Annotated in this window: 15 protein-coding genes and 1 riboswitch; of the genes, 5 read left to right on the plus strand and 10 right to left on the minus strand. The window is 27.9% G+C overall.

Going from position 1 to position 20,685, the window contains the following annotated elements; translation table 11 throughout:
* Positions 1-25: 25 nt before the first annotated feature.
* From AC2JAQ_RS08930 to AC2JAQ_RS08940, 3 genes are all read right to left on the minus strand, one after another.
* The gene (locus AC2JAQ_RS08930) at positions 26-1,189 is read right to left on the minus strand and encodes a YibE/F family protein (protein WP_488456129.1); all 1,164 of its coding nucleotides are present in this window, start codon (positions 1,187-1,189) and stop codon (positions 26-28) included.
* 76 nt (positions 1,190-1,265) lie between these two features.
* Positions 1,266-6,407, minus strand: a complete 5,142-nt coding sequence (locus AC2JAQ_RS08935; RefSeq protein WP_488456130.1) for a CehA/McbA family metallohydrolase — start codon at positions 6,405-6,407, stop codon at positions 1,266-1,268.
* 238 nt (positions 6,408-6,645) lie between these two features.
* Positions 6,646-7,149: a GNAT family N-acetyltransferase gene (locus AC2JAQ_RS08940; protein ID WP_488456131.1), complete on the minus strand. Its 504-nt coding sequence runs from the start codon at positions 7,147-7,149 to the stop codon at positions 6,646-6,648.
* A 307-nt stretch (positions 7,150-7,456) separates the two neighbouring features.
* Between AC2JAQ_RS08940 and AC2JAQ_RS08945 the strand changes: the two genes are divergently transcribed.
* From AC2JAQ_RS08945 to AC2JAQ_RS08965, 5 genes are all read left to right on the plus strand, one after another.
* Complete coding sequence (locus AC2JAQ_RS08945) at positions 7,457-8,236, plus strand: histidinol-phosphatase (RefSeq protein ID WP_488456132.1); 780 nt, start codon at positions 7,457-7,459, stop codon at positions 8,234-8,236.
* A 352-nt stretch (positions 8,237-8,588) separates the two neighbouring features.
* Positions 8,589-9,902 (plus strand): sodium-dependent transporter, encoded by a 1,314-nt coding sequence (locus AC2JAQ_RS08950; RefSeq protein ID WP_488456133.1) that lies wholly within the window; start codon positions 8,589-8,591, stop codon positions 9,900-9,902.
* An 80-nt stretch (positions 9,903-9,982) separates the two neighbouring features.
* Complete coding sequence (locus AC2JAQ_RS08955; RefSeq protein ID WP_488456134.1) at positions 9,983-11,821, plus strand: S8 family peptidase; 1,839 nt, start codon at positions 9,983-9,985, stop codon at positions 11,819-11,821.
* A 69-nt stretch (positions 11,822-11,890) separates the two neighbouring features.
* A riboswitch (TPP riboswitch) is annotated at positions 11,891-11,993 on the plus strand.
* A gap of 90 nt (positions 11,994-12,083) precedes the next feature.
* Positions 12,084-12,779, plus strand: coding sequence for an energy-coupled thiamine transporter ThiT (gene thiT / locus AC2JAQ_RS08960; RefSeq protein WP_488456135.1), 696 nt, complete (start codon positions 12,084-12,086; stop codon positions 12,777-12,779).
* Positions 12,780-12,891: 112 nt separating this feature from the next.
* Positions 12,892-13,968: a pyridoxal phosphate-dependent aminotransferase gene (locus tag AC2JAQ_RS08965; protein WP_488456136.1), complete on the plus strand. Its 1,077-nt coding sequence runs from the start codon at positions 12,892-12,894 to the stop codon at positions 13,966-13,968.
* A gap of 63 nt (positions 13,969-14,031) precedes the next feature.
* Here the strand turns inward: AC2JAQ_RS08965 and cax are convergent, their stop codons facing one another.
* The 7 genes from cax to AC2JAQ_RS09000 all read right to left on the minus strand — a co-directional run bounded on the left by cax (position 14,032) and on the right by AC2JAQ_RS09000 (position 20,544).
* Positions 14,032-15,078 carry a calcium/proton exchanger gene (gene cax, locus AC2JAQ_RS08970; RefSeq protein ID WP_488456137.1) on the minus strand — a complete coding sequence of 349 codons (1,047 nt, stop codon included), beginning with the start codon at positions 15,076-15,078 and terminating at the stop codon, positions 14,032-14,034.
* A gap of 379 nt (positions 15,079-15,457) precedes the next feature.
* Positions 15,458-16,744 carry an alkaline phosphatase family protein gene (locus AC2JAQ_RS08975; RefSeq protein ID WP_488456138.1) on the minus strand — a complete coding sequence of 429 codons (1,287 nt, stop codon included), beginning with the start codon at positions 16,742-16,744 and terminating at the stop codon, positions 15,458-15,460.
* A gap of 149 nt (positions 16,745-16,893) precedes the next feature.
* Entirely contained in the window at positions 16,894-17,253 is a 360-nt protein-coding gene (locus tag AC2JAQ_RS08980; protein ID WP_488456139.1) for a hypothetical protein, read from the minus strand.
* Between the two features lie 135 nt (positions 17,254-17,388).
* The gene (locus AC2JAQ_RS08985; RefSeq protein ID WP_488456140.1) at positions 17,389-17,802 is read right to left on the minus strand and encodes a hypothetical protein; all 414 of its coding nucleotides are present in this window, start codon (positions 17,800-17,802) and stop codon (positions 17,389-17,391) included.
* Positions 17,803-18,000: 198 nt separating this feature from the next.
* Positions 18,001-18,912: a DUF368 domain-containing protein gene (locus AC2JAQ_RS08990; protein ID WP_488456141.1), complete on the minus strand. Its 912-nt coding sequence runs from the start codon at positions 18,910-18,912 to the stop codon at positions 18,001-18,003.
* 35 nt (positions 18,913-18,947) lie between these two features.
* On the minus strand, positions 18,948-19,721 hold the full coding sequence (locus tag AC2JAQ_RS08995) for a M15 family metallopeptidase (protein WP_488456142.1): 774 nt from the start codon (positions 19,719-19,721) through the stop codon (positions 18,948-18,950).
* Positions 19,722-19,992: 271 nt separating this feature from the next.
* Positions 19,993-20,544 (minus strand): hypothetical protein, encoded by a 552-nt coding sequence (locus AC2JAQ_RS09000; RefSeq protein ID WP_488456143.1) that lies wholly within the window; start codon positions 20,542-20,544, stop codon positions 19,993-19,995.
* Positions 20,545-20,685: the final 141 nt, after the last annotated feature.

Here is a 20,685-nt window from a genome sequence, read left to right on the forward strand (position 1 = left end):
TTTATACTATCATATTATGATAGTATTATGAAAGGCTTTTAACACTTTTTTTTAAATTTAAACTACAAAAACAACTTGCTATAAATGCTGTTATTGGTACAGTAAGTATAATTCCTATGCTTCCTGAAAGTCCTTGTATAACTTCTATACACAATACATCTAGATTCAACATTTGATTCTTACTCATATTGGAAGCATAAAGCATTATTATTGTATTTAAAGATCCTCCAGCAAAAGCTAAAATTAATGTATTGGCCATAGTTCCTATTATATCTTTTCCTATATTCATTCCACTTTTAAATAGACCTTTCTTAGTTAAGCTATTATTTACCTCATTTATCTCAAAAATTGAGGATGAAATTGACATTGCTACATCCATAACAGCACCTAAAGAAGCTATTAAAATAGCTGCAAACATTATTCCATGAATATCTAAAGATGTATTTTCTGCTATATACATCATGCTCTCAGCTTCCTCCATACTAATACCTGATAATTTAGCAAGATTTCCAAAACTTATTGCTATTCCTCCTGATATAATAATTCCACTTAAAGTTCCTAAAATGGCTGTGAAAGTCTTTTTATTCACTCCCGAAACTAAAGTTAATGTAACAACAATGCTTATAAAAGATGAAAAAATTGCAGCTACTATAGGATTTACTCCCACTAGCATTAAAGGAATCATTAAGAATATTATGCAAACACAAGTGAAAAATAAAGAAACTAAGGATTTTACTCCTTTAAATCCTCCTACTCCTATTATTACTATTACAAATAATAATCCTAATAAAAATATTATGTTACTTCTTTTATAACTATAGACAGCTATATCTTTTATTTCCTCTCCTTCATAGAAAAAACCTAATATTACCTTAGTATCTTCCTTAACTGGCATATTATAAACTCTACTAATATTATTTACTATTTCGTATTCTTTTCCTTTTTCAGGTCCTTCTAAAATTTCTATTACTATATTTTGATATCCTAGCTCTATACCTTCTATGTACTTATCTCCTTCTAACATTTCCTTGGTTATTCTCTTTACTTTTCCCTCATAATATTGAACATTTTTATTTAATCTATCATTTATAAAGCCGCTATCAAATATAAACTTTGAAAGCCCTACAATAAAAAAAGATAATAAAACTATACTTACTAAAAAAATAATGCTTTTTTTACTATTTTTCATAATACTTCTCCCACTACCCCAATTAATTATTATTGAAGCTGGCCTAAAAAAGGCCAGCCCTAAGATTTACAAACTATTATCTTACTCTTTTCTTTTTAGAAATAATGAAGAAACCTACAGCTAAATATAAAACTCCAAATGTCATAAGGATATTAGAATTCATTCTACTTCCTGTGTTAGGTAATTCATCTGGCTTTTCTGAGTCTGGATCATCTGTATCTGGTTTATCTTCTCCACCTGATCCATTATCTGAGTCATCTCCATCATCTCCCGGATTTTCACCATTTCCCGGATTTTCACCATTTCCTGGATTTTCATCACTGTCCTCTTTTGAAACTAATAATAGGAAATTCTTATTGTTAGTCTCTATTTCATCCTCTTCTGAATCAAAAAGCTTTATGCTTATATCATATTTCCCTTCATTTTCAAAAGAATAATCAAAAGTTAATTCTTTAACTTCATTAATTCCTAAAGAAGTTAAATTCTCTTCTCTTAATAAAATTTCCTCTTTTCCATTGTTAGCAAAGATTTTAGCAGTTATATTTTCTAAAGTTTTATTAGTAGTATTTTCTATTTTAGCTACTAAACTTACATTTTCATTTTCTTTTATTTCATTTTTATCTCCTAAAATCTCAGTATTTATAGTTCCAATGTTTTCTTCTTCTTGAAGAACTATTTCGCCAGTATTTCTTACTCTTAATCTATTTCCTTCTGGATCTTCTGAGCTAAGTCCCATTGCTGAAACAGTATCTCCAACCTTTATTCTTGTATCCCATTTACCTTTCATATCTTCATTTATTCCATCCCATATATATCCTTCAACATATATTCTTGAAACGCCTGAACCATCATCTAAGTAAAGGTTACTCTCATCCATATCTACAACTTTTCCAGTTACCTTAGTTAACCATCCTTCATTTTCATGAAGCATACTTTCTCCAGTACTCATTTCTTTAGGCTGTACTTCATTTACATTTTCATCAATTATTTCTAAATCTGCACTTTCATCACTTATTTGAATTTCAAATTCACCTTGGTATGCTTCTACTCTTCCCTTAACTCTTACTTTTTGTCCAACTCTTACAGGAGTATTAGAAACACCAAAAACATTTATTCCACCAGTTTCATCTTGAATATATATAACCTCAAAGAACGCATTCTTAGGTTCTATAGCTTCTGATTGTGCAGTTACAGTTCCTTCTAAAATATATTCTTCTCCTAATCTGTCTGGTACTCCATCTTCATTTTTATCTTCTCTAAATTCTTTAATAGTAATTTTTTCAGCTTCTTTTTCAGGTAACATCCAATTTATGATATTTTCTGTTATAGACTTATTACTTTTGCTTTCAGAATTAGTTCCATCTATCTCAAAGTTTGAGAAGAAAGTACTTCCACCTACGGCAACCTTTCCTCCATTAGATAATTCTTCTACTGCTAAAACATTAACTTTCCCTTTTTCTAATGGAATATTATCACCTTGTTTATCTGAATCATCTGTTCCTGTAGTTTCATGACCATTTACTAAGAAGTCAACCTTTTCTCCCTTAGCTCCATCCTTTAATACTACTGATGATCCACTATAAAAACTAAATTTATCCTCTTCGCCTAATCCTTCAACAAGATTAAAGTTAGGAGAAGAATACTTATTTAACATAAGTCTAAATTGTTGTCCCTCATTAACTTCATAATCTGCAACTTGGTCATCGTTTATTCTTAAGTCTGAATTTATTTTCTCTAAAATAGGATTTAATTGAGCACCATTACTATACTCTCCAACTCCATCTTTATAATCTGCTCTTGATGTAATTATTATATTTCCACCCTTGGCCATGTATTTTCCTATAGCATCAATTTCTGAATCTGTAAAGTTACTTTTGTAAACATCATAATTAGGTTCGTCAGTTCCTTGAGGATCAGTTATAACTAATAGGTCAACATTTTCTAAAGATTTTTCTGTTATTTCTTCTTTGTTTATTATAGGAATACAATCATTTTCTGTTAATAACTTTTCAAAAGCATCTATTTTTCCTGCATAGTTTCCTGTTACATACTGATTAGCATGAGCTCCATCTATCATTACCTTATAAACATCACCTTCATTTACAACTTCTACCTTAGAACTCTTAGTAAATGTCTTGTCTGTTCCATTTATTGAAATTGTGGCTCTTGCATAAATAGTAAATTCTCCTGCTCTTTCAGGTTTCCATGTTATAGAACTTTCCTTTAAGCTATTTTCTTCTAAGCCTTCTATAATTTCTTCCCCAATTTTCTTCTCATCTGAAATTTCTCCATTAAAGAATTCAACTTTTATATTGTTTAATCTTTCAGAACTATTATTATAAACTTCTATTGAGAATTTAGCCTCATCCCCTACTAAAAGCATTTCTTTATCAACTTTTAATTCATTTAATCCTACATTTACATTTTCTCCAATCCATACAGGAGCTGTTACTGCAATGTCTTTATCCTCTTGTACAACTTTTACATAGTAATAACTATACTCTGGGGTAAGTTCAAAGTTCCAAGAAACCTCATTGCTATTGAATTCTTTTGAAACAACTTCAACTCCACCATTAGCTATGATTGAAACTTTTTTTATAGTATCATTTTTATCTTCATCATTTATTGATATATTAAATTCTAAATTCTCTACTTCTCCTAAATTACTTCCCATAATTTGATTATTAACAGTGTAATCAATAGTCATGTTTTTATCTTCTGAAGAGTAAACTTGCTTTTTTCTCATAGCTTCATATAGGGCATCTCTTGACTTCTCTTCTGCTAATACAATTGTTCTTGCATCATTTGCTGTAAGCCACTTTCCTTTATGATTATCTTGGTTGTTAGTAGGAGCAACATGCCAGCCCTTATCTAAAGCTCTTGTATAGTATTCATAACTTGGGAAATATCCACTACCTCTTACAGGACCTTCTCCATTTCCAACTTCTATTAAATTAACTACCTTATCTGCACCTTCACTATAAAAACCAAAGTCTGCAAAATCACCAAAAGTTTTTCCAGGGTGATTTAATTGAGAAACTGACTCTGGTACTTGTGAAATTGTATCATAATAAGTTTTTAGATCCATTTTACTATTTTTTCTCGTTTCAAAACCTGGAGTATTAAATGTATTTATGTGTCCCCATCCTCCAGTAGATCCTGACCAAGTCATTTCATAGCCATATATAGCAACAAAATTACCATCTTCATTATACTTATCAGATATATTTTGAGCATTAGTCCATGCCTTACTCATAGAACCATCATTTATATTAGCTGCAGTATCATTATCAAACCAATTTGAGTGGTCAGTTACAGCAAAATAATCAGCATTTCCTTCATCTCTCGCCCACTTATAAGCATCATCTAAACTTCCAGTTCCATCTGAAATATTAGTATGCGAATGTAGTTGGCCATAATAATGATTTATCTTTCCAACCCTAAACTTCCACTCTTTAATGCTATTATTTCCCAAAGAATCATTTAAACTCACTTCTACTCTATGTTCGCCATCTTCTAAGTTTTCATTTACTTCATATGAAAATCCTTCTTCTGTTACCTTCGCTTTTGTTGTTATGTCTTTATTGTTTAATTTAATAATTATACTATTTAAATCTATTCCTGAATTATCAAGGAACTCTCCACTTATAGTAGGTCTTCTATTCTCTCCAATACTTGAATTTTCCTTTGGTAAAACATTTAAAACCTCTGGTCCACTTAAGTCTTCGTCTACCACTTCAACAGTATATACTCCATTTTCAGGTACTCTTGAAGTATTTTTACCATCACTAGCTTCAATATAATATTCCATTCCAGAAGCTTTTAAATCTTCCTTAAGTATTGTAGCTTTAAATATTCCATTTACTTCTTTTGATATTACTTTTTTAAATTCATTCTCTTCTGTTCCCTTAAAACTAACAGATACTTCTTCTATTTTATTATTATCACTTACTTCTACTTCAATATTTAAATCTTCATTTATATTGGCCTTTTCAATTTTTTCATGAGTTATTATAGGACTTTCATTATCTTCAACTATTTTTATAAATTCTGATGAAGAACCATAAAGTTGAACTGTATCCTTGAATCTACCTACAACTCCTTTTACATCTACTAAGTCTCCTGTTTTAATATCTAACCCTGAAGGAACAAAGTAAATATCTAAAATATCTTCTCCTTGAGTTAATGTTTTAGCCTCTAAGTCGACCACTGCATTTTTTATTTCAACATAATGAGAATCAAAATTTTCTTCTTTTAATTCTTTTATAGTAACTACCTTAGGATTTGGCATTCCTACATTCTCTAAAACTTTTATTTGGGTAGCTTGTACTTGAAGCAATGCATTGAAATCATCCAAAGCACCACTTATTTCAATCCTATCTCCATTAGTGATTGCCCCAAAATCGACTCCTGATTTAAAGTTTGAAACTGCAATAGCACCTGTTTCATCCTGTATATGAAGAGTTTTATTTCTATCATTAAAAGTTACAACTCCTCTTATAGTAACTTCCTCTCCTAAACTCTTCTCTCTTGCTTCTTTTACCTTAATAACTTTTTCTGAAGGATTTTCCCCTTCACTCCATGAAATATCATGTTTTCCTAAATCATCATATAAATTTTCTACGTCTACATCCCATTGTGCATTTATATCAAAAGGTGTATTGTCTATATTGGCTTCTCCATTTTTCACATCTGCTTTTCTTCTAGCACTTATGGTTTTACTACTATAAAAATTATTTCCCTTTTCAGTTTTAGCTCCAAAAGAATCTATTACTTCATATCCATTTACAGTATTTTTTCTAAGTAATAAAACATCATCACCATTAAAGCTTACAGTTTGGCTTCCTACTCCTAATTTATTTTCTAATCCTTCTATAACTGCATTAAATTTTTCATCTTTTCCCTGACTGTTGTAAAGTACAAATGTTTCTCCACTTTCTATAACCTTATCCTCTAAACTTTGAGAAACTGGACTTCCATCATACTTTCCATTTGAATATATGGCTAAATCATAACTAGAAAGATTTACTCCTTTTCCTGTTCCATTATAAATTTCAATAGCCTTTGAATTAGATGGTCCATGTAAATATTCTGATATTATCAAATCATCTGCCTGTGTTTTAACTTCCTTAGCTAAAGTTGGATAAGCGGTAAATAAACTTCCTATCATACTTAAAGACAAAACTTTAGTTATTAAAAGCTTATAGTTGTTTTTCATATAAATCTCCCTTACGATAAAATTTTTAAATGCTACTTTTCCTCCCTCCTTTTTCAACATATATAGAGTAATAAATACATTTTTTAGTCTATTCCCCCATTTTTTTCATAGCATTCAATATATGTTTATTCATAAGAAAAGCCTAATATTCTTAATTAACATAACCTTAATGTAAATTTAACAATAAAAAAACCAATTCATAGTCTATTTAAAAACTATAAATTGGTTCATATTATAATCACATTATCGCTTTTTCAAGACATAAGAAAGGTTCTACTATGTCTCTCATAGACATCATCTCTCCTACGTGAACATATCCTAAATTTTTATAAAGATTAACTGCATTTTCATTTTTATGATAAGCGCTAATCCTTATAGAATTATATTTTTTTTCCTTAGCCATTTCTTCTACAAAATTTATTATTTTTCTTCCATATCCTTTTCCTCTATGATATGGACAAACGGCTATTCTATGAAATGATAAAAATGGCCCATCAACTTGCCATGCAATATCATTATAAACATCGTAAGCTTGATCATTTATAGTAGCAACAGCTACGATTTCTCCAAAAGCTTCTAGTCCATAAAGATGTTTATTAGAAATATCTTTAAAAATTATTTCAGTATTGGGATAACTTTCATTCCAATTATATAGCCCTCTTAAATTCATTTCCTTTACAACATTATCATAAATACTTTTAACTTTGTTTAATTCATGTTCTTCTATTAATCTTATTTTCATTCCTTTTTTTACCTCTTCTAATAAATTAATTTAAAATAATGTTTTATCCAAAAATCAAATCAAACTTTTACCCCATGTTCATATCTCCTTTAAATATTAATAATAAAATAACTTCAATTCAATAAATTTCTTTTTATAAACTATCTGCTTTAAATATAGTTAATTACTTGCCGTGGAATAATTTTATTTTATTCAAAAGAAAAAGTCAAAGAATTTTTTGTTAACATTTTTCTGTTTAAATTCTATTAATATTTATCTTTTATTTGTTTTTTTGATATACTCTATTTAAGGGAAGGAAGTGGAGTTTATGTTAAAAAAAATTAATTTTCATACACATACCCAAAGATGTAAACATGCTAGTGGAGAAGATGTTGATTACATTAATGCTGCTATAAAAAATAATTTAAATATTTTAGGTTTTAGTGATCATGGTCCATATCCTGATAATAGATTTGGACTTAGAATGAATTTTAATGAGCTTGAGGAATATAAGGCTAATTTAGAAAATCTTAAAATAAAATTTAAAAATTTTATTGATATTAAAATAGGATTAGAAATAGAATATTTATTTTCTGATGATTTTTATTATAATTATTTAAAAAACGAGCTAAAATTCGACTATTTAGCTTTAGGACAACACTTATTTTTAAATAGTAATGGCGAATTGAAAAATACATATTCTTTACAAAATACCAAAGACTACATAGAATATGCTGAAAGTATTTGTCTTGGTATAAAAAGTGGATACTTTAACTTTGTAGCTCATCCTGATTTAATGTTTATAAATGATTTTCCTTGGGACGAAAATTGTGATAAAGCCTGTGACTTAATTATAAATACAGCAAAAGAACTTGATTTTATATTAGAATTTAATGCAAATGGTATTAGAAGAGGAATAAAAAAATATTGTGATGGGGAAAGATTTCCTTATCCCTATGAAAAATTTTGGAATAAGGTTTCTTTAGCAGGAGTTAAAACCATAATTAACTCTGATTGTCACAGCCCTAAAGAACTTTGGGATACTACTATGGATTATGCATATACACTTGCTAATGCTCTTAATTTAAACCTTGTTTATGATTTTTAAAAAATAAAAATCCTTGCATTTTATTTTTTTTAGTTATATAATCAGTTTAAATTTACTTTTTAGGAGAACTTGTTATGAGGAATAATACAAACTTAATAAAAGCAAAACTTAATAACTTTTATTATTGCTATTATAGATAGTTTGTATTTATGATTGAATATACGTAGTCATAGATACAAACTCCAAAAGAATTTTGGATTGTATCTATGATGGCTTAGTTTACGTTAATAAAAATAGGTCACATAGATAATACTATATGGCCTTATAAAAGAGTTTTGATACCATAGGTCGTATAGTTTAGCTATATGACCTATTTTTTTATATTTATATAAAAATTTAGGAGGTATTTAAAATGAAAGAACGTGAAAATTTTACTGGAAAGTTTGGATTTGTAATATCCTGTGTAGGTGCCGCTTTAGGTCTTGGTAACATATGGCTATTTTCTTACAGGCTAGGACAATATGGAGGTGCCGCCTTTTTAATTCCATACTTTTTATTTGTTTTCATTCTTGGAACTACAGGACTTATGACTGAATTCGCTTTTGGTAGAAAATTTAGAGCTGGCTCATACACTGGTATAGTTGAATCTTTAAAAAACAAATCATTAAAAGGAGGAAAATTCTTTGGAATGATCCCTCCTATAGGATTAATTGGAGTTTTTATATTCTATTCTATAGTTATAGGATGGATTCTTAAATACTTTTTCTTAAGCCTAACTGGTTCTATTAATAATATTGATCCGAATACTTATTTTGGTAACTTTGCTGGGACATCTAGCACAATCTTTTGGTTTGCTTTAGCTATAATCTTAACTTTAGTAATTGTTTGCTTAGGAATAGGTCGTGGTATAGAAAAGCTAAATAAAATAATAATGCCTCTACTTCTTATAATATTTATAATTCTAACTATAAGATCTTTAACTTTACCTGGTGCTTTTGAAGGAGTTAAATATCTTTTAGTTCCAAGATGGGAAAACTTATTTAAAATAGATACTTGGGTAATGGCTCTAGGACAAGCCTTCTTTACTGTTTCTCTTAATGGATGTGGTATGGTTGTTTATGGTAGTTACATAAATGATAAATTTGATATTCCTTCTTCTGCAATGCAAACTGCTATCTTCGATACTTTAGCTGCACTTTTAGCATCATTTATGATTATGCCTGCAGTATTTGCATATGGATTAAACCCTTCATCTGGGCCCTCTTTATTATTTATAACTTTACCAAAGATATTCCAGGGTATGAATTTTGGAGCATTATTAAGTACATTATTTTTCCTTAGCGTAATTTTCGCTGCTATTTCATCATCTGTAAATATGTTAGAAGGTCCTGTTGAAGCCTTTATGGCACATTTTAAGTCAAACAGGATAAAAACTTCAATCACAATATCAGTACTTTGTTTCATATGTGGAATACCTTTATCCTTAAATATGAGTATGTTTGATAACTTCTCAAATCTTATTACAATAATAATTTCTCCACTTTGTGCTTTATTAGTGGCTATTGTATTCTACTACATTATTGGGGGAGATGATGTATTACTAGAAGTAAATAAAGGGGCTCATAAAAAGCTTGGAAACTGGTTTATTCCATTAGGAAAATATATATTTATTTTAGTTACAATCTTAGTAATAATACTTGGAATAATATATGGTGGCATAGGTTAAAATTTTTCTTTTTAAAATACTAGAACTTAAATAAAAACCTGGAATAATATAAATAATATCAATATGAAATAGGAGTCTTTATGAAACAAAGCCTTTATAATGATCCAGATTCCATAAATTTAATTGTAAACTATTTTGGAGATATTAAATCCATAGTAGATAAGCTTCCTGGCGCAAGCGTTTATATTATAGATGACACATTAGCAATACTCTCTTTAAAAGAAGCTGAGTTAGAAAATTTATTAGAAAAAATTCAACCTTTTATCCTTGCAGAATTAGGAACCCTCTATACATTAGAGAACACTACTCCGATTGAAGCTTCTTCTGCTATAAATTTTCATAGGAATCCTTACTTAAATTTAACCGGAACAGATGTAATAATAGGTATGATTGATACTGGCATTGATTATTTAAATGATGAATTTCTTCTTGAAGATGGCTCCACTAGAATACTTTATTTATGGGATCAAACAATTGATACTGGAAAAATTCCAGATAATATGCTACACGGCAGTGAATATTCAAAAGAGGATATAAATAAAGCCTTATCATTATTTAGAGAAGGTGGTGATCCCTATACTATTGTTCCTTCAAAAGATGAAATTGGACATGGTACAAAAATGGCTTCTATAGCTGGAGGAAGAGGAAAAAATCGAGACTTTATAGGTGCTGCACCTAATTGTGATTTTATTATAGTTAAATTAGAAGAAGCTTCTAAAAATTATGCTAACTTATTTTTTCCCCAAAACAATATACCAATGTATAGTAATACTGATATTATATTAGCCGTAAAATACCTGTATAATCAATCTATAAGATTACAAAAGCCTATAGTAATATATCTAGGGTTAGGTGGAAATTTAGGGCCACATAGTGGTGAAAGTAATTTAGAAAGATATATAAATGAAATCTCTACCAAAAGAGGTATAATAGTAGTTAGTTCAAGTGGTAATCAAGGAAATACAGATACTCATACCTCTGATATAATTCCTGGTACTGGCCTTGATAGTGTAATAGAAATAAATGTTGATAGAGAACAAAAGGGACTTATTTTACAAATTTATGGCACAAGGCCTGATAAATTCACTTTAAGTATAACTTCCCCATCTGGACAATCAATAAAAAACATAACGGTATCTGATACTAAATTGGGATTATTTGGGTTATTCTATAAAATTAAATTTATATACGAAGGAACTACAATGGAAATAGCATATGATTCTCCAGATGAATTTACAGGAGATGAATCCATATTAGTCCGTGCAAATAATATAACAGAGGGGATTTGGAAATTTACCCTCACCGGTGAGTATATAGCTTACGGAAAATACCATGCTTGGTTACTTCAAAGAGAATTATTAGCTTCAAACACTAAATTTTTAACTCCTACTAAAGAAACCACTTTAACAGAACCTGGAACATGCACAAATATAATCTGTACAGCAAATTATAACCAAAATAACAATGCTTTAATATCTAGTTCTGGTCAAGGCTATACAAGAAATAACGTAATCCAACCTATTATAGCTGCTGGTGGGATTAATGCCATAGCAACAAAGCCTGGTGGTGGGTCTTCTTTAGTTTCTGGTGGAAGTGTAGCAGCAGCTGTTACTGCTGGATGCTGTGCTCTCATCCTCCAGTGGGGTATAATAGATGGTAATAATCCAACAATGTATGCTCAAAAACTTCAAACCTATTTAATTAGAGGAGCTAAAAAAAGACCTAATGATACGTATCCAAATAGAAACTTAGGTTTTGGCCTTTTAGATATGGCAGGAACCGTAAACGCTCTAAGATTAGGCTCTTTAAGCAGAGACTCTTTATCCAATAGAGAATTTGATAAAGAGGGTTCCCTAGAGCCTGAAGACTATACTGAAAGCTTTAATGTGAATAATTTATTCATAAGAATTCCAAAATAAAAATTTATTTAATTTTTAATATTTCTTGACCTAATGATAATTAGCATATAAAATAAAATTAGAATTATTTTCATGTGCTAGGGGTGCCTTTAGGCTGAGAGATGATAATTATCATTAACCCTCAACACCTGATCTGGTTAATTCCAGCGTAGGGAAGCGTTTAGGGCTGTATTTAAACCGGATCTATATTTAGATTCGGTTTTTTTATTTACATTCTTTAGACTCTCTAAGCACACTTAAAGTTTAAGGAGGGGTTTAAACTATGATGTCATTTTCACAAATAATAAATGACTTTATACAAAGTTTTTCATCAATTAATTTAGGGGGAAATTTAAAGGAGATTTTAACTAATCCATTAACGATACTCACTTTAATTGGATTCCTAATAATATTAGTCTTACTTATAAAGGCTAAAGATATAAAATTTGATGCTAAAATGCTTACGACTATAGGTATTGCTTTAGCTCTTACAGCTGTATTAAACATGCTAAAGATATACAAATTTCCTCAAGGTGGAGGAATTACATTAGGTAGTATGGTTCCTATAATACTTATTGCTTATGCTTATGGTCCATTAGTTGGAATGCTTACTGGATTTCTATTTGGTATAATTTCCTTATTCATAGATCCATATATACTTCATCCTGTTCAGGTATTATTTGATTATCCTTTACCATACATGGCTTTAGGAGTAGCAGGATTCTTCAAAAAGCATAGAATTTCAGGAGCCGCAATTGCTATATTCTTAAAGTTTGTAGCTCACTTTATTTCAGGAGTTGTTTTCTTTGGATCATTTGCTCCTGAAGGAATGTCTCCAATTCTATATTCATTTTTAGTAAATGCTTCTTTAATAGGTGCTGATGGTTTAATATGTATAGTAATATTAAGTATTTTACCTGTTAACAGATTAATTAAAGCTATACAATCTAAAAGCATAACAAGTAAATATGCGGCTTAAAATAAAAAAAGGTCTAGATTTTTATAAAAATCTAGACCTTTTTATTTTTTTATTAAAGAATTATACTATAATTATAAGATAAAAAGTTAAATCAACTTAGGAGGTACTACTTATGAGTATTAATCATGGAGCTAATTTATTTGATTTATCAAGTAAACTAGGCTTAAAAAAAACAGATATTAAAGATTTCAGTTCAAATATAAATCCTTTTGGCGCATCTAAAAAAGCTAAGAATGCTATTTTAGAAAATATTGATATGGTTTCTATATACCCAGATCCTAAATATACATCATTAAAAGAATCTATTTCAGAATACTGTAATTGCAAAAAAGAAAATATTATAGTTGGAAGTGGTGCTACAGAATTAATCTCTTCTTTTATAGGTATTATTAATCCTAAAAAAGCATTATTACTTTCTCCTTCCTATTCAGAATATGAAAGCGAACTTAAAAAAATAAATTGTGAAATAATTAAGTTTTTTTCTAAAGAAGAAGATGACTTTAAAATAGATGTACATAAATTGATAAATTCTATAAATTCCTCAGATTATGACTTAGTTATAATTTGCAATCCTAACAATCCTACAGGATTTGCTTTTTCAAAAGATGAAATTTCTTCTTTACTAAAAAATACTTCTACTATATTTATGGTAGATGAAACATATGTTGAGTTTACAGAACCTGAAATATACTCCTCTACTCCTCTTGTAGATAACTTCTCTAATCTCTTTATAATTAGAGGAACTTCTAAATTTTTCTCAACACCTGGAATAAGATTAGGCTATGGACTTATTTCTAATAAAAAAATAAAGGAAGAAATGCTTGAGAAGCTTGATTTATGGAATATAAATATTTTTGCCACAACAATGGGTGAAATTATGTTCAAAGATAAGGAATACATAAACTCAAATACTTCTAAGTTAAAAGAAGAAAGAAATTTTCTATTTAAGGAACTAAATTCTTTAAAAGATTTAAAAGTTTATGAAAGCTATAGTAATTTTATTCTTTGTAAAATTATTTCTAAAAAACTTACTGCAACAGAACTTTACAATAAGCTTTTAGAAAAAGGACTAATAATAAGAAATTGTTCTTCTTTTGAAGGATTAAATGAATATTTCTTTAGAGTTTGTGTCTTAAAACCTGAGGATAATAAACTTCTTATAAATTCACTAAAACACATATTCTCATAATTTTTGTGTTTATTTTACTTATAAAAAAGGCAGTATATTTTAATACTGCCTTTTTTATATCTATTAAACAATCATAAACATAGCTGCTATTATTAAATAAACTGCCAAAAGTTGAACACCTTCAAGCCAATTTGATTCTCCATCACTAACAACTCTATTAGCTATAAATACAGATACGATTAATGCAACTAATTCAAAAGCATTAAATATTATGCTCATAGGCTTGAATATAAGACTTAAAAATATTAATACTGGAGCAACAAAAAGAATAATTTGTAAACTTGATCCTATAGCTATTTCAACAGCAACATCCATTTTATTTTTCATTGCCATAATTATTGCTGTACTATGTTCAGCTGCATTTCCTATTATAGGTATTAAAATTATACCTACAAAAAGTTCACTTAATCCAAGACTTTTTGTCATTGGCTCTACAGCTCCTACTAAAAATTCACTTTCTATAGCTATTATTACTGTGGCTATAATTAATATTATTATGGCTTTTTTTAATGACCATTTAGCCTCTCCTTCTTCTTCACTCTTCTCTACGGCATAAATATCTTTATGAGTGAAAAATGAGAATATTAAGCTTAATATGTATATAGCAAACATTATTACTGCAACTATTACACTTATAATTTCATATTTTGTATTTAAAAACTCTGGTTTTATTGTATGCATAAATATAGCTGGGATTGTTAAACCAATAACCGCAAATAATAGCATGCTTGAACTAGTTTCCATTACCTTCTTGTTAAAATTTTGAGTTTTATATTTTAATCCTCCTGCTAACATACTAGCACCTAATACTAATAATATATTTCCGATTACAGAACCTGCAATAGAAGCCTTAACCACATTGAATAATCCATCCTTTAAAGCAAAAAATGATATTATAAGCTCTGTAGCATTTCCAAAAGTAGCATTTAAAAAACCACCTAATTTTGGACCTGTATAAAATGATATTTCCTCAGTAGCTTCTCCCATAAGACCTGCTAAAGGGACTATTGCTAAAGCAGATAATACAAACATAAGTGTTGGCGAAAAGTGCATAAATTCTCCTATAATACTTATAGGAATAAATATTAACAACCACTTTAGTATTTTCATGTTTAGTCCTCCTAATATTAATAATAAATTTTACCATAATAATTATATCATTTTTATTAATTAATTTAATAGTTTATTGTTATTTTATTCATTTAATATATTTAAAATACTAAAGTACAAACATCATAAAATATTTGATATATTCTGTATTCCGTATATTTCTTTTAAGTAAATTTAATTTTCATCCTACAAAAAGCTAATTTTTTCTATAAAAACAAAAAAAACGCTATTATAAGCGTTCTTTTAATTAATCACATATCTACATTATGAAATAATTTTTGGCAATAATTTTTCTACTATTTTAAAATATCATAATTTTGCGACAATTTCAACAATTTTATTTAATTAATTATTTTATCCAAGTTATAAAAAAAAATTCTTAAATATCTAATATTCTTTCTTCAATTACCCCATCTGCATTTTTGAAATCAAAACCTAATATTTTTCCTAAGGTAGGACCATGATTTATTAACTTACCTTTATCTAAAACCACACCTGATTTTACTCCTCTTCCAAAGGCTAAAAAGAAAGTTTCATAATCTTTTTTCTTAGGTGAATATCCATGGACAGCCTTATAAGTATGTTTATTGTGTATATCTTTAGTTTCCTCAACAACCATCCCCTCATATTCATTAGAGAAATAATATCCTCTACTAGCTTCTACCATAAAATCACACTGATTATTCGCTCCAGCTTTAATAGCTTCTTCCTTATTTAATATAAATTCTAAAGCACCTTTCTCCTTAAGTTCCTCTAAAATCTTTAAACACTTTTTATTCTCTTCAATACTATTCTTATTATTTAAATAAATATATGCGGATCCTCCACATTCTTTAGATATTGCTTTAAATTCTTTAAGCTTTCCATTTTTAAATTCGATTAAATCTGCCTTTTTAAAAGCACTATTAAGACATATTACTTTATTAGTATCTATAGCACTATGATCTCCTAATAAGACTAAAGTTGTATCTTCATATATTCCAGCTTCCTTTAAACATTCTATTATCTCCCCAACTCTAATGTCATGCCTCTTTAAAGCCTCTAATGCCTCTAAACTTTCATAACCATAATCATGTCTATGAGAATCTACATCTATTAAATGAATCATTATTAAATTTGGTTTATATTTCTTTATTGTCTCTTTAGCACATTCTGTAACAAAATTGTCTAGATAAGGTTCTTTAGTTCCTTTTCTAAGATAACCAAACTTTTTATTCATTGAAAATTGATATGCTTTACTTCCAGCTAAGGCAGACATAATTATCTGATTATGCCAAGACTTAGTTTCAAATATCTCAGGCATATTGTAATCTATTTTCATTTTTCCAGTTACTGGCCAAACTACTGAAGCTGTTGTAAGTCCATTCTTTTTAGCTAATTCAAATAAAGTTTCTCCCTTTATTTTATTTCCATACCAATTCCAATTTGGATTTTTGTCCTTAAACTTCAATACAGTATTGTTAGTTATGCCATGATTAACTGGATATCTTCCTGTTACAATAGATACATGTGCTGGATATGTTAAAGAAGGATATATTGTCTCTACATTCTTTATAAGTGCACCATTTTTTATCAATTTAGATATGTTAGGTAAATCCTTCATTATTTCAATATCCTTTGAAGATACTGCATCTAAGGATATAACTACCATATATTTATTTTTCATATTAATTATCGTCTCCTGTTCCTACTAAATTATTTCAAATCTTTTATCATTTGTATGAATATATGAACATTTTAATGTTACCTTATTCAACTAATAAATCTTGCTTTTGTTCTTCTAATCTTTAACTGACTAAGCTTTATACCTGACCATTAACCTTTTATGTTATTTTCCATACTTAACATATCTTTAAGCTCTGAGTAAATTTCTACATCTACAACGCCTTTTAACTTAATTAGAACTTTTTCAGCCTCTTGAAATCTTCCATTCCTTATCTTTTCTATAAAAGTACTTATACGCCAAGACACTTTCATTTTTTTAGTTAAAAACATTAGTAAACTCAATATAAAAGTAGGTAACAAAATCCTAGGTTCTACTAATGCAATCACTACTACAACCCAAGCCACATTAGAAATTATCCTATATGGTTTACAAAGTTCACTTATAGAATTACTATATTCAAACTCATAAATTTTGTCCTTACTCCTCTTTGCAAAAGCTCTATCCCCCATATATCTCTCCCCCTAATAAATCAATAATGATTAATATAATTATATCTTTTCACTCCATTTTTTTCCACAATATATAGTATAAAATATAAAAAAATACTCAAAGTCTTTAACTTTAAGTATTTTTAAAAGTTTATATTAACCTATTATATCCTTTGCCATCTCTTCTAATTTTTCTTCCCCATCTTTTTCTGAGAAGTTATAAAAACAATTTGCTACTTGTATCTTTTTAGCTCTTGATATATTTAAATCTTTACTTATTTTTTCTAAGAAATCAACTTCTTCTATATCGTAATTCTCATCAACAAGCCCTATTCTAACAAGCTCAAAATAAACAATATTTTTAATCTTTTCTGATGAATTTCTTATTAAATTTATTGCTTCTTCATATGAAAGATTTCCTAAATCCACTTTTTCGAAATCTAATTCTTTTATATATGTACGAATTAATGCTTCTTCTTCTTTTCTTATATCCTCATCAGCTAAAGCAAATTCAGTTACTAAATTTATAAATGCTAATCCTTGTTCTTTATTTAATTCTTTTAAAAACATTGCTTATCCCTCCGTGCAAATAATTTTTAGTTTATTAATAATATACTACAAAATCTTTAGCATAACAAAGTCTTTATAGTTAAATTTTGATTACTAAATGAATACAGTTCTCTATTTCTTTATTATATTCTAAAAATCTATAATATTAAATAATAAGCTGTTATTACTTATAAGTAACAACAGCTTAAATTTTATTTTTTATATATCTGATACTTTTTCTTTCTTCTCAAGATAAACCTTTAATTGTTGTAATCCTATAATTAAAGCTCCTCCTATAATAAAGAATAAGAAATTAAAAGTACTTAAATTCATAGCAGCTTTAGGTACTTCTAATGTAGTTGGTCCCATGAAAACTGCATATATAGATCCAATCATTAATCCTATTATGAAATAAATCATTTGTGTTCTATAATTTGAAAGTAAAAACTTTATTAATCTTATAGTTGTTATTATACCTGTTATTACTCCTAATCCAAAAACTATAAGCATAGGTAAATAACTAAAATTAAATGTTAATACTTCTTTTACAGCACTTACTACTGGTGCATAAAGTCCAAATATTAAAAGTAATGTTGACCCTGATATTCCTGGTAAAACCATTGCTGAGATTGCTATCATACCAGCCACAAAAACATATAAAGCAAGTGGTAATGAAAATTCATTTAATACTAAACTTGTACCTTTTGCAGCTCCTGTTGCTGGATTAAAATAAGTTATAGCAGCAACAATAGCAATACCTAAAATAGCATATATTATGTATCCATAATTTTTCTTTAGTGCTTTTTTATCCTCACTAATTATTATTGGTATAGAAAATATTATAAACCCAGTAAATAAAGAACTAATTTTATATATTTCTTTATCAAATATTGATGCTATAAAGAATATGGATAAAACCATACCAACTACCCAACCTACTCCTAGTTTTAATAAAAACAGTAAAGCATCTTTTTTAGCCACATCTGTTTTTTTAGTTGAGGTTAAAGCATTTAATGAATTTATAAAATCATTATAAAATCCCATTATAAAAGCTATAGTTCCTCCAGAAACACCTGGAACACTATCCGCTAAAGCCATGAAAAAACCTCTTATAAAGTTAATCACATACATAGACTATCTCCTTTAAAATCTTATATATTATAATATTATTTTGTTATATCTAATTCATCATATAATTCTTCTAATGTAAGATTATTATCATAACAATACTTACTAACTTCTAAATTACCAATATACCTATAATGCCAAGGTTCATAGCTATACCCAGTTATCTCTTCTTTTCCCTTTAAGTATCTTAAAACAAAACCATATTTATATGAATTTTCTAAAAGCCACTGCCCTTCTTCTGTATTCTCAAAGGATTCTTCTAACTGAAATCCTATAGAACTAGTAGTTAAATCAACGGCCAATCCTAACTGATGTTCACTTCTTCCTGGAAGAGCTACAAGTACACTTGAATTACTTTTTTCTTTTTCTAAAGCTCTTCTATATAAATATTCCTGCTCATCAAAGGACCTATGTGCGCAAGAAAGATATAAATCAAGTCCTTCCTTTCGTGCATCTTTAAATAATCTTTCTAAATCATCTTTTAAAACTTTGCTTACCTTATTTCTAGGCTCACTTTCTGCTCCAACCAAACTAACATTTGGAACTATTAATTCTTTTGGTTCATAGTTTCTATCTATAGGATTTTCCTCATTTACAATCTTAAACAACTCGTCTTTATCATTTAAAATTATATTTTTAATACGAATTTGCTCTTCACTAAGCTCATCTTCTTTCTTTATTTCTTCATTTAACTTTAGATTATTTGCCTCTAGAGCACTTAACTTATAGACTTCATAACTTCTTCCTATAAAAAAACTAGTTATTGCTACTGTAGCAATAATTCCTATTAATATGTATCTTTTAAGTTTCACTTAAATTTACCTCCAAATTATGTGTTAAACAGACTAATCTTTTAAATTATTGCCAAATTTAAATTATATAAACTTGATTTTTTAAAAATTAACCTATAAAACCATAAAAAAGAGATTTTTCCTAAAGAAGTAATACAATTTTTATTATATTATAAACTTTATTCTATATTCAATATCATAATTTAAAATTATATATTTTAATCAAAATTTATATTATATTTTCAATAAAAAAGATATCAAAAAATTGAAAATTTCTTGATATCTTCTTATTTTAAAACTCATAAATTATTACTTCGTATGCTCTTAATCTTAATTCATCTATTTCTTTCTCGGAATTTTCATAATTGCTAATTAATATATTGGGACTTATACCTTCACGACAATCAAAGGAAAAAAAATTTTCCCTATCTAAAAGATTACATACAAAAAGTAAATTTTTATCTTTATATTTACTAATATAAGATAATATACTTTCATCATTATTATTTACTGCTTCTTTAAATTCATTTCCCTTTATATATTCTTTAATCTTTAATACGTTATTAAAATATTTTCTAAAACCTATTATTTTTAACAGTCCGCCTTCTTTTACTATGTTAAAATAAATTTCAAAAATATCTTTATTATCTTGTAATAAAAGAAAATACGTGGATATAACATTTAATATCTTTAATCTATGGAAACCAACAGTAGTGTTTTCTGATACTCTCTTTAAAAACACTTCAAACCCCTCTTTGTTTTTATCTAATGATTCATTAAGATTTCTTAAATTTAATCTTCCATCACATATTAATTCCTTCTCTTTATCACTTAAATTTATCATAAATCATCTCCACCATTAAATAAATTTAATATTAAATAATATTAGTAAATTATATGAAAGAAAGGCTGTTTATATCATATAAAACTTTTAAAATTCATTCCTATCTAAAATATTACCTATTTGTTTAAATTCTAGAAAATA

This window comes from Clostridium sp. LIBA-8553 (assembly GCF_057782465.1).

Bases quoted from the DNA above. Each gene is read 5' to 3' on its own strand.
- AC2JAQ_RS09000 (WP_488456143.1), bottom strand. From the start codon at position 20,544: ATGATAAATTTAAGTGATAAAGAGAAGGAATTAATATGTGATGGAAGA.
- thiT (WP_488456135.1), top strand. From the start codon at position 12,084: ATGATGTCATTTTCACAAATAATAAATGACTTTATACAAAGTTTTTCA.
- AC2JAQ_RS08930 (WP_488456129.1), bottom strand. From the start codon at position 1,189: ATGAAAAATAGTAAAAAAAGCATTATTTTTTTAGTAAGTATAGTTTTA.
- AC2JAQ_RS08940 (WP_488456131.1), bottom strand. From the start codon at position 7,149: ATGAAAATAAGATTAATAGAAGAACATGAATTAAACAAAGTTAAAAGT.
- AC2JAQ_RS08955 (WP_488456134.1), top strand. From the start codon at position 9,983: ATGAAACAAAGCCTTTATAATGATCCAGATTCCATAAATTTAATTGTA.
- AC2JAQ_RS08935 (WP_488456130.1), bottom strand. From the start codon at position 6,407: ATGAAAAACAACTATAAGCTTTTAATAACTAAAGTTTTGTCTTTAAGT.
- AC2JAQ_RS08950 (WP_488456133.1), top strand. From the start codon at position 8,589: ATGAAAGAACGTGAAAATTTTACTGGAAAGTTTGGATTTGTAATATCC.
- AC2JAQ_RS08965 (WP_488456136.1), top strand. From the start codon at position 12,892: ATGAGTATTAATCATGGAGCTAATTTATTTGATTTATCAAGTAAACTA.
- cax (WP_488456137.1), bottom strand. From the start codon at position 15,078: ATGAAAATACTAAAGTGGTTGTTAATATTTATTCCTATAAGTATTATA.
- AC2JAQ_RS08980 (WP_488456139.1), bottom strand. From the start codon at position 17,253: ATGGGGGATAGAGCTTTTGCAAAGAGGAGTAAGGACAAAATTTATGAG.
- AC2JAQ_RS08945 (WP_488456132.1), top strand. From the start codon at position 7,457: ATGTTAAAAAAAATTAATTTTCATACACATACCCAAAGATGTAAACAT.
- AC2JAQ_RS08985 (WP_488456140.1), bottom strand. From the start codon at position 17,802: ATGTTTTTAAAAGAATTAAATAAAGAACAAGGATTAGCATTTATAAAT.
- AC2JAQ_RS08990 (WP_488456141.1), bottom strand. From the start codon at position 18,912: ATGTATGTGATTAACTTTATAAGAGGTTTTTTCATGGCTTTAGCGGAT.
- AC2JAQ_RS08975 (WP_488456138.1), bottom strand. From the start codon at position 16,744: ATGAAAAATAAATATATGGTAGTTATATCCTTAGATGCAGTATCTTCA.